Origin of the sequence: Photorhabdus viridis, from assembly GCF_040256935.1 — a bacterium.
Taxonomy (GTDB): domain Bacteria; phylum Pseudomonadota; class Gammaproteobacteria; order Enterobacterales; family Enterobacteriaceae; genus Photorhabdus; species Photorhabdus viridis.
Genome location: NZ_JBEJZY010000006.1, coordinates 1 through 11177, shown reverse-complemented (window position 1 = coordinate 11177; position 11177 = coordinate 1). Strand labels below are relative to the sequence as shown.

Annotated in this window: 7 protein-coding genes; 6 read left to right on the top strand and 1 reads right to left on the bottom strand. The window is 38.0% G+C overall.

Annotated elements, in window-relative coordinates; genetic code table 11:
* Positions 1–16: 16 nt before the first annotated feature.
* The 5 genes from lolA (at position 17) to ABR397_RS03330 (ending at position 6542) form a co-directional block, all read left to right on the top strand.
* Positions 17–628 (top strand): outer membrane lipoprotein chaperone LolA, encoded by a 612-nt coding sequence (lolA, locus tag ABR397_RS03350; RefSeq protein WP_350304472.1) that lies wholly within the window; start codon positions 17–19, stop codon positions 626–628.
* An 8-nt stretch (positions 629–636) separates the two neighbouring features.
* Complete coding sequence (locus tag ABR397_RS03345; RefSeq protein WP_350304471.1) at positions 637–1980, top strand: replication-associated recombination protein A; 1344 nt, start codon at positions 637–639, stop codon at positions 1978–1980.
* 104 nt (positions 1981–2084) lie between these two features.
* Positions 2085–3374 carry a serine--tRNA ligase gene (serS, locus tag ABR397_RS03340; RefSeq protein ID WP_350304470.1) on the top strand — a complete coding sequence of 430 codons (1290 nt, stop codon included), beginning with the start codon at positions 2085–2087 and terminating at the stop codon, positions 3372–3374.
* Between the two features lie 212 nt (positions 3375–3586).
* Positions 3587–4147, top strand: a complete 561-nt coding sequence (locus ABR397_RS03335; protein ID WP_350304469.1) for a rhomboid family intramembrane serine protease — start codon at positions 3587–3589, stop codon at positions 4145–4147.
* 271 nt (positions 4148–4418) lie between these two features.
* Entirely contained in the window at positions 4419–6542 is a 2124-nt protein-coding gene (locus ABR397_RS03330; protein WP_350304468.1) for a M48 family metallopeptidase, read from the top strand.
* A 790-nt stretch (positions 6543–7332) separates the two neighbouring features.
* On the opposite strand, the gene ABR397_RS03325 is transcribed toward ABR397_RS03330, so the two are convergent.
* Entirely contained in the window at positions 7333–8124 is a 792-nt protein-coding gene (locus ABR397_RS03325) for a BPSS1780 family membrane protein (RefSeq protein WP_350304467.1), read from the bottom strand.
* A 370-nt stretch (positions 8125–8494) separates the two neighbouring features.
* Here ABR397_RS03325 and ABR397_RS03320 point away from each other — a divergent pair, with 370 nt between their 5' ends.
* Complete coding sequence (locus ABR397_RS03320) at positions 8495–8974, top strand: Hcp family type VI secretion system effector (RefSeq protein WP_350304466.1); 480 nt, start codon at positions 8495–8497, stop codon at positions 8972–8974.
* Positions 8975–11177: the final 2203 nt, after the last annotated feature.

The window sequence follows — 11177 nt, the reverse complement described above, 5'->3', positions numbered from 1 at the left end:
TAAAGGTATCTCTTACATGAAGAAGCTAATATTGATGGGTTGTTTGATGGCTGGCATGAGTATCAATTCAGCATGGGCAAATGCCAGTCAGGATTTGCAGGAACGTTTGGGCAAAGTAAATAGTTTTCATGCCAGCTTTACGCAAACAGTAACCAGTGATGATGGTGCAACAATTCAGGAAGGTGAAGGGCAATTGTGGGTTAAACGCCCAAACTTATTTAACTGGCATATGACATCACCTGATGAAAGTGTTTTGGTATCGGATGGTAAAACGTTGTGGTTCTATAATCCGTTTGTTGAGCAGGTAACAGCCAACTGGCTGAAAGATGCCACCGGCAACACGCCGTTTATGCTTATTACCCGTAACGATGCTAAAGACTGGTCTCAATATAAAATCAGCCAGAAAGGGAATGATTTTGAGCTGAAGCCGAATAATATCAATGGCAATCTGAAACGCTTTTTTATTACGGTAACGACTGATGGCACTATTCAGAAATTCTCGGCTGTTGAACAGGATGGACAAAAAAGTATCTATCAATTAAAAGGTCAGCAAAATACCCATGTAGATGCGACAAAGTTCAGTTTTACGCTACCGAAAGGCGTCACATTGGATGATCAGCGCCAGTGAGGTTTTAAGTGAGCAACCTGTCACTCGATTTTTCACAAAATGAATTCCAGCCGCTGGCTGCGCGTATGCGGCCGGTGACATTAGAGCAATATATCGGCCAGCAGCATTTACTGGCTGAAGGAAAACCATTGCCGAGAGCTATCCGGGCGGGGCAACTGCACTCCATGATTTTATGGGGGCCGCCTGGAACGGGGAAAACAACATTAGCTGAAATTATTGGACATTATGCGCAGGCGGATATTGAACGAATATCTGCGGTCACTTCCGGTATTAAAGAAATACGTGAATCTATTGAAAAAGCGCGTCAAAACCGGAATGCAGGGCGTAGAACGATTTTGTTTGTTGATGAAGTACATCGTTTTAACAAAAGCCAACAGGATGCTTTTCTACCACATATCGAAGATGGCACGATTACCTTTATTGGCGCTACGACAGAAAACCCCTCTTTTGAGCTGAATTCCGCATTACTCTCACGGGCGCGTGTTTATCTGCTTAAATCATTGACGATAGAGGAGATTGAACAAGTACTTGATCAAGCCATGAAGGATAAAGAGCGTGGTTATCATAGTCAGGATATTGTTTTGCCGGAAAACACTCGTCACATGGTTGCAGAGCTGGTTTCCGGTGATGCCCGTCGTTCGCTAAATCTGCTGGAAATGATGGCGGATATGGCAGAAACCAATACTCAGGGACAACGGGTTTTGACACTCGAGTTATTAAACGAAGTCAGCGGAGAGCGCAGCGCTCGTTTTGATAATAAAGGTGATCGTTATTACGATTTAATTTCAGCATTACATAAATCTGTGCGTGGCTCTGCGCCTGACGCTGCGCTTTACTGGTATGCCCGGATTATTACCGCTGGTGGTGATCCGCTATATGTTGCCCGTCGTTTACTGGCTATTGCTTCGGAAGATGTTGGTAATGCGGATCCCAGGGCAATGCAAGTCGCCATTGCCGCATGGGATTGTTTTACCCGGGTTGGGCCAGCAGAAGGTGAAAGGGCAATTGCTCAGGCGATTGTTTATCTTGCCTGTGCACCGAAAAGCAATGCTGTTTATACCGCGTTTAAAGCAGCGCTGGCTGATGCAAAGGAAAAGCCTGACTATGATGTTCCTGCTCATTTGCGTAATGCGCCGACAAAATTGATGAAAGAGATGGGGCTCGGTGAAGAATATCGCTATGCTCATGACGAACCTAACGCTTACGCTGCCGGTGAAGTTTATTTTCCGCCTGAAATGCGGGAAACCCGCTATTATCACCCGGCTAACAGAGGTTTAGAAGGCAAAATAGGTGATAAACTCGCCTGGCTTGCTGAACAGGATCAAAATAGCCCGATAAAACGCTATCGCTAATGTTGCTGTTACGGTAAGGTTGACGGGTAAAAATATCTTATGGCCCATAAACTTGTGGGTCTATTCACATCATCTAACTTAATAACGACAAGCACAGGACTAGCATGCTCGATCCAAACATACTGCGTAATGAGCTAGACGCAGTCGCCGAAAAACTGGCTCGCAGGGGTTATACCCTTGACGTGGATACGCTGCGCAAACAAGAAGAGCGCCGCAAAGTTTTACAAGTTGAAACTGAAACCCTGCAAGCAGAACGTAATTCCCGATCGAAAGCTATTGGTGCGGCAAAATCCCGTGGTGAAGATATTGATCCGTTACGTCAGGAAGTGAACCAGTTAGGTGAGAAGTTGGATACAGCGAAATCCGAACTGGAAAAACTTCAGGCTGAAATCCGCGATTTGGTGTTAAGTATTCCTAACATGCCAGATGACTCTGCACCGATAGGTAAAGATGAGAATGATAATCTGGAAGTGAGTCGCTGGGGTGAACCACGTAAATATGATTTTGAAATCAAAGATCATGTTTCATTAGGTGAACTGACAAATGGGCTGGATTTTGCCGCTGCCGTTAAGCTGACCGGCTCGCGCTTTGTGGTGATGAAAGGGCAGATTGCCCGTCTGCATCGTGCCTTGGCGCAATTTATGCTGAATCTTCACACCGAGCAGCATGGTTATCTGGAAACCTACGTTCCTTATCTGGTTAACCATGACACTTTATATGGTACAGGTCAGTTGCCTAAATTTGGTGAAGATCTTTTCCATACCAAGCCCTTAGAAGAGGAAGCAGCGAACCATTACGCACTGATCCCGACGGCTGAAGTGCCGGTAACCAACTTAGTTCGTGGTGAAATTCTGGATGAAAGCGAATTACCACTGAAAATGACAGCGCATACACCTTGCTTCCGTTCAGAAGCGGGTTCTTATGGCCGTGATACCCGTGGCCTGATCCGGATGCACCAGTTTGATAAGGTTGAATTGGTCCAGATTGTTCATCCTGAAGAATCAATGAATGCGCTTGAAGAGTTAACGAACCATGCAGAGAAAGTATTGCAATTACTGAACCTCCCTTATCGTAAGGTCTTACTGTGTACGGGTGATATGGGCTTTGGTGCATGTAAAACTTACGATCTGGAAGTGTGGTTGCCAGCGCAGAACACTTACCGTGAAATCTCTTCCTGTTCTAACATGTGGGATTTCCAGGCTCGCCGTATGCAGGCGCGTTTCCGTGGTAAAGACGATAAGAAGACTCAGCTGCTTCATACCCTGAATGGTTCTGGTTTGGCTGTTGGCCGTACTTTGGTTGCTGTAATGGAAAACTATCAGCAAGCAGATGGCCGCATTGAAATTCCAGAAGTATTACGTCCATATATGGGCGGATTAGAATATATCGGCTGATTATTTATTATGTTAATAAAAAAGCGCCAGTTTGGCGCTTTTTTATTGTCAGCCTTAAACCACCGCCTAAAGAGGTATTACCCTAATACATCAAAATTGTTAAATTCCAAACTTTCAGAATATGGTAGTGGTGGTGTCAATTCTGATCGTAACACCTTTATTTGAGACCAGCGTTCATTTTTATTTCCAATAAGTGATAAGGTAACAACTCAGTGAAAATACGGCTAAAACAACACTTTCATATTCTAATAGGATTGGCAGTAATATTGATCGGAACCCAATTGCTTAATACTTTAACTGGTGGCGCACTAAGCAATTTCGGTATCATTCCCCGATACGCTCAAGGATTAATGGGTATTCCATTATCTCCATTCTTACATGGTGACTGGGAGCATTTGTTCAGCAACCTTCCCGCATTATTAGTACTGAGTGCGTTACTTATGACACACTCCATTCGTTATTATGTGCTAGCCAGCCTATTTATTATCTTTATGGAAGGAACATTAGTCTGGTTATTTGGGCGCACTGCAATCCATATTGGGGCCAGTGGATGGATTTTTGGTTTATGGGGATTACTGCTGGCTAATGCCTTTTTCCTGAGAAGAGTAAAAGATTTCTTCTTTGCGATTCTCGTGTTTGTGTACTATGGCGGGATCGTATTTGGCCTGTTACCGTGGCAAGAGGATATTTCAACGGAAGGACATATTTTTGGCGTGATATCTGGGCTGATTTTCTCTTGGTTGTCAAAGAAATGGATAATAACGGGCCATTAGTTTTATGATATTGGGGATAGTAGATTATCCCCATTTCAGATATTCATTAACAATAAACAGTAAGTAAATAAACTTAGTCTTTATTCTAATAATAAATTACCATTTAAAATAGAATGACAACTTGGGATATTTAGGAATACAATATTGCGACTTTAAATCATATCTCATTTCTGAATTAAGAATCGTATTCCATATCATTCAACAGAATTCAATTTAACGCTGTTGCACTTATGTGAATCGACCCAATAGGAATATAAACAGGATATATTCAATGCGTAATAAACTCTTTCTTTGGCTGCTTGTTCTGCCATTAATATTAAGTTGTTATGGTGGCTGGCAATATTACCGAACCAGTGAGCTGACTGGGATCCTCAGCACGATGGAATTATTACATGCTGAGGCGGCACAGTTGTTGAAAACTGACCCCAACATTACAATGAAAATCAACGGCACTTCTTTTACCGCCAAACAAATCCTTAATAAAACAGATGAAATACTCAGTAGCGAAGAAGCCAAACTCAGTGAGTTTCAGGCAATTTTGGATCTAGGGACGATTGGCGGTGGTGTATTATCACTGTTGTTAGGTGGATGCGCGATCTTGCTGTGTATGCGTAGTGGTATTGTAGCCCGCAAATCCCGTGATGAATTATTGAAGGTATTTGATCGCTGTCGTCGGTTACTACCTTTTATTCTTGTCGGGCAGATGACATTGATTGGCCTCAGTATTTTTTCCCTGATCAGCTACGAAATACTTTGGTTTATCAATAATTTTGAAATGAAAGGTGGTGGGGGGAAAATTGTTGTCATTGCAGGCATAGCAGCATTGGCAATCCTGTGGTGCATCATTAAGGGTATTGTAAAACTCAAACACTGTTTTGCTATGTTTTCCCCTTCAGCTTCCCATTTGATGGGAAAACCCGTGACGCCAGAGGAAGCACCTGGTCTATGGCGATGGATCAATGAGTTAGCTGAACAAGTCGGTACAAAACCACCAGATAATATTGTTGTCGGTTTGACGGAATGTTTCTTTGTAACTTCCTATCCTGTCTGCATCAACAATGAACAGGTACTTGAAGGTCGTACCTTATACTTCCCGCTAATCTACGGAGCATTGTTGAGCCGTGAAGAATCCGCAGCGGTGATTGGTCATGAATTAGGGCACTTTACTGGTGAAGATACCACCTACAGTCTCCATTTTTCACCGATCTATGCAGGTATGAGTCGCAGCATTGATGTGATGATCAGTAACGTCAAAGATGGAGAAGATTACTATAGCCGTCTGGTTATGAGTCCTTCCATTTATTTGGGTATTTTCTTCATCCAACAGTTTGATTTTGCGGTTAATCATTGGAGCCGTATCCGTGAATATGCCGCCGATGCTGTGGGTGCCGGATTGAGTAGTACTCAGGCTATTTCTAGCTCTCTACTGCGTATTTCAGCGGTAAGCGAGGCAGTTAACAAGCAATTGTCAGCGTTGTTTGAAGGTAAATTGAAAGCCGATGATCTGTTGCCTGTCATTATTGATAACCTGCGTGAAAACGGCATTCCTGATGCGGGACAATTCTTGGAAAATGAGTTCACTCACCCAACGGATACCCATCCAACAACCAAATCACGTATTGAAGCACTAGAGCAACCCATAGATCAGGAGTTGCTGGATTATGCTTCGCGTCAGGTTGAAGCAGGATATTACGATAATATTGATGATCTGTTTGCCGATGCTAAAGCACTTTCGGTGGAACTGACGCAAAATCTGTCAGGTAAAATTGACGAGTATTATCAAGAACAGAAACAAATTTGGGAGGAGCAGGCGGCGGTGTCATCTGAAGCCGCCACATTGACCGTATCCAGTAAACGTAATCTTATGTTTATTCTGACTATAACCCTCATGATTATTGTGGGCAGTGGATTCCTCTTGTCTTTCATTATAGAAGGAACCAATTCAGAGAATATATTGGGGATACTTTCAATCTCCGCTGTAATTATCTTAGTGAATTTACTTTGTTTGTTATTCGCAATTATCATCTATAAACGCTGTAAAAACAGCATGATAATTTTGGAGCCAACAAAAATCAGTGGTCCTGATTTTCAGACGCCTTATCCTCTGCATAATATTATTGATTTCAATTATATGATGTTTGATTCTTTTTTCTTCAAAGTCAGTACATTAACACTGGAGCTGGCAGACAATGCCTCTCTGCCAGATATGACCCCTAAAAAACGCTTAGGTGGCGGAAAATTGAAGAAGAAAAAACGTCGTATCCTTTATAGCTTTGGAGGGACATTGAAAGTCAATGGCAAAAAAATATCTGATGAAAAATTCATTGAAATGATCCACAACTATCTTCAAGCGGCTCATGCACAACATGCTTTGAATCAGCATCAATTTGATTAATGACAACTAATAACCCGTTTATAATAACGGGCTGGCAATAATGGATATAACCACCGATTTTTGGATTTCGTATGGTTATATCCATTTTAACAAAGGATCAATTTCGGGTCGGAAAAGGAGAGTTCAATACCTCAATGACCAGTTCAATATCCTGCTGGAGTATAAAATAATCCAGAGAAGGGGGGATTCTCTGAATTATTTCAAAGATGCGGAGTTGTTCATAAAATATTATCTGGCTGATTTTAGTCAACTATATTAATTATGTTGACGTGATCGAGTAAATGATCGAAATGGGTGTGGAATAAATGAGTTACTTAGTTGATCAGGTTTAATTATCGCTGTAATATATTTAAATTTCTTTATGTATATTAAAAATAGTATTTATATTTCAGTGGATTATATTATTTTCATGAATATTATTTTGTTGATTTTAAGGAAATGAATATGATCTGTGACATAAACGTTGAATTTTAGTTAGTACATATTTTCTAAATAGTGATCTTCATTTATGACATATATCCGGGCTTTATTTGGAAACGGATGCTTATATTCACTATCAGCTTTTAATTGGTAATCCTGTTTGCCGTATGTAAGTGCGTTTCTAGCTAATGTTTTTATTTAAACACCTAAAGTATTGAGTCTATATATGGGCGGCTTAGAATATATCAGCTGATTATTGTGTTAATAAAAAAGCGTTAATTTGACGCTTTTTTTATTTCTTCATTATTTACTCATTTACTGGGAATCCGGTTACTGGATTTAGTGAATATTAGGTATAAATTTTAGTTAATCAAAGTGGATGGTTTTCTCTTCTGATAAAAATATTACGGTAAGATGAATAATAACTGGCTAAAAATAGCGGCATAGAGATTAAAAGACCTAAACCTAAAGGAATTGCGGAGATAATGTAAATTATGCCAATAGTCATGAAGAATAGGAAACCTGGTAACAAATTCTTTTTCACAGCTTCCAGGCTCATTGATATGGCAGTGCCGAATTTCAAATTATGGGTAATGATTAATGCTGGTGCAAACCAGGTCAAAGCGATGGCGACGATGCAGAAGATAAATAGAACAAAGGTACTGAGAGATAGCGCAGATAGGCTATGTTGAAGCATTTCGGCTGAAATGTTCCCTTGTTGGATGGATAATAAGGTATGAATCATTGTGCTGCCGCCGACGATGAGTGCTGAGATTATGCCAAGTATTATAACACCAGCTGATAAAGCACCAACGCAAAGCAGTGATGTAAAATTTTTCTGAAATCCATTGAATAACAGCACTAGCTCAAATTGTCCGGTAGTTCTCTGTTTTTCACACACAGCAATAATACCACCAATAAATATTGGGCCTAAAACTCCAGCGAACAACCCAAGAAGAGGAATAATCTGGAGACCCATTATAATAACCAGATAGATAATATTGAGCAGTACCCACATGCCTAATTTGTCTTTGACGAGACTCCATGCTTGACTAATCCAGGTTATCCCATTTCCGCTACTAACGGACAGGCCACCAGGAATAAACACTTCTGTATTGTCAGGTATAGTGTTGGGATTAGAGTTTAGATCTTGATTATTCATGAACTTTTCCAGTTTATCTGTTAGTTAACAATATGCTAAATAGCCTTTTCCTGTCTTCATTTGAGAAGATATCACTATTTGAGAAATCTGATGTATATATTATATTAATTTCGTTAATCGACAAGTGCTAATTATAATGAATAAAACAAAAATATTGGTCAATTTAAATTAAATTTGTTGCTATGTGTTTCTAATTGTATCAAATTGCAAATAATTGTAACAAAATGTTTCAATGTATTTTAATGGCTGAGTTTAGTTGAAACATATCCCTGAAATCATAAATTTTAATTCTATTTTTGTTTTTTTATGTAGAATGAAATTTCGTATTAGTAATGAGTTATTGATATTTTAATATTAAGAAGGAGTGTATATGTCAGACTTAATCTATTTAATCTTGAAGGGCCAAAAGCAGGGGTTGATATCGGCAGGTTGTTCGTCTATAGATTCAATAGGAAATAAAGGTCAATTGGGTCATATAGACCAGATACTCGTATATAGTCTTTCTCACTCTCTAACCAGAGAGCAGAATGTCAATCATCATCCTATAACATTTAAAAAACCTATTGATAAGTCATCACCGCTTTTGGGGGTGGCGATTGCAGATAATGAAATATTAGATGCGTTCTTTGATGTTTGTAGAACGAATCACTCTGGGATTCAGGAGTTGTATTACACCATAAAAGTGATTGGGGCGACGATAACTGATTTAGCTGTTTATCATCCTCATTCGATAACGCATGCAGGTTCACAGCCGCAAGAAACGATCTCTTTGCGATATAAGAGTATCACATGGACTCATCATATAGCAGGGACTAGTGCTTATAGTATTTGGGATGATCGCATTTATTAATTTATTTGCAGGTAATATAGTTTTATTTTACCTGCAAAAATTATCTATTTTTCCTATAAAATATCTTATGTGAAACCCAATATGGAATATAGCAAAGTAGGGCAAGGATTAAGGATGCAAATTACAATGGATCATTAATATCTATATTGATAATTAGAACGCGGTAAAAATTAAAAACGTACATATGGAATGTTATATAGACAAGTACAACTAATCTCAGCGGAAAAATTGCAATAATCATTATTGGCTTGTAGAAGCTACTTTGAAAAAATACAAAGGAATCATCATAATCAAAGAAAATAAAATGTAGAGATAAAATATTGCTTATATCTTTAGTATAGCTGATTGTTGATCATTAATTTATTCATTTATAAAGTCACCATTTGTTTTTCCTATAATGTCTGCTGTGTGCGATCATGCAGGTAATGGTACACAACCAAGATAGTACAAAAGGACTGTAAAACATGAAGTCATTATCTGATATGGACACACCCAAAAATGGAATCCGACTAGTATAGAAAACATGTATATGGAAAAGATTAGATGCTACCATAAGCAATACAGCTAAAAAATTAATGTAGACATCATCGGGGGTTAAAAGTTTTTTAAAAGCAACGTATAGAGGATAAAATGCAAGTAAAGAAAAAATAATGTATAAATAATCTACCATTCTATCCTTCCTTCAATACGATTTATATTGCCCGTAAACGGTATTCAGGTCACCTGTGATTTCTAAAGCTATCTCTTTATAATTCATAGTTTCTATACCTTGTCGTTTTAAACCATCAAGCAGACAGCATTATTATACCGATATAATATGATCTGTATTTCCTATAAGTGATATTTGCATGATTCATTAATTTAATGAATCATTACTTATAACCCATTAGATTAAATTGCCTTTATATTTATCTGATAACAATCCTCCTTGCTATTATATAAGGAATGCAGCTTAAATAACCTAAAGCAAAAGAATAATAGTGCAAAAAATCATTATCAGCTATATCGACATTAAAAAGAGGTATTGAATCGAAATTAAAAACATAAAAATGAAATGCCGAAAAAATCAATGGCAATATTATTGCGTAAAGATGAGGATAAAAATCGGGTGATATTAATAGTTTTTTTATACAAAAATAAACAGGGAATAATAAAATCAAAGACAGTGAAACATAAGCTGAATTCATCAGTAGTTCCTCATTTGACCATATATAGTATTTATATCACCAGCAATTTCTAAAATTATATCTTTTGTACTCATCATCTTAATTCCTTGGTTTTTTAATCCCCAAAGCAGATCAGCATTTATATACCGATATAGTCTTTGATTATCTGGTTCGAGCTTGTAGTAAAATAATTAATAGATTATTAGTTAGTTAAACCTTATCGATAAAATCTCTTATGTGCAACCCAATATGGAATATAGCAAAGTAGGGCAAGGATTAAGGATACAAATTACAATGGATCATTAATATCTATATTGATAATTGGAACGCGATAAAAATTAAAAACGTACATATGGAATGTTATATAGACAAGTACAACTAATCCCAGCGGAAAAATTGCAGCAATAATTATTGGCTTGTAGAAGCCACTTTGAAAAAAATACAAAGGAATCATCATAATCAAAGAAAATAAAATGTAGAGATAGATCATTGCTTATATCCTTAGTATAGCTGATTGTTGATCATTAATTTATTAATTTATTAATTTATAAAGTCACCATTTGTTTTTCCTATAATGTCTGCTGTGTGCGATCATAAATGTAATAGTGCACAACCAAGATAGTACAAAAGGACTGTAAAACATGAAGTCATTATCTGATATGGATACACCCAAAAATGGAATCCGACTAGTATAGAAAACATGTATATGGAAAAGATTAGATGCTACCATAAGCAATACAGCTGAAAAATTAATATAAACATCATAGGGGGTTAAAAGTTTTTTAAAAGCAACGTATAGAGGATAAAATGCAAGTAAAGAAAAAATAATGTATAAGTAATCTACCATTCTATCCTTCCTTCAATACGATCTATATTGCTCATAAACGGTATTTAGGTCACCTGTGATTTCTAAAGCAATCTCTTTATAATTCATCGTTTCTATCCCTTGCTGTTTTAAGCCAACAAGCAGATCAGCATTAATATACCGATATAATCGCTGATTATCTGGCTCTAGCCTGTAACCTAATAATCCATTT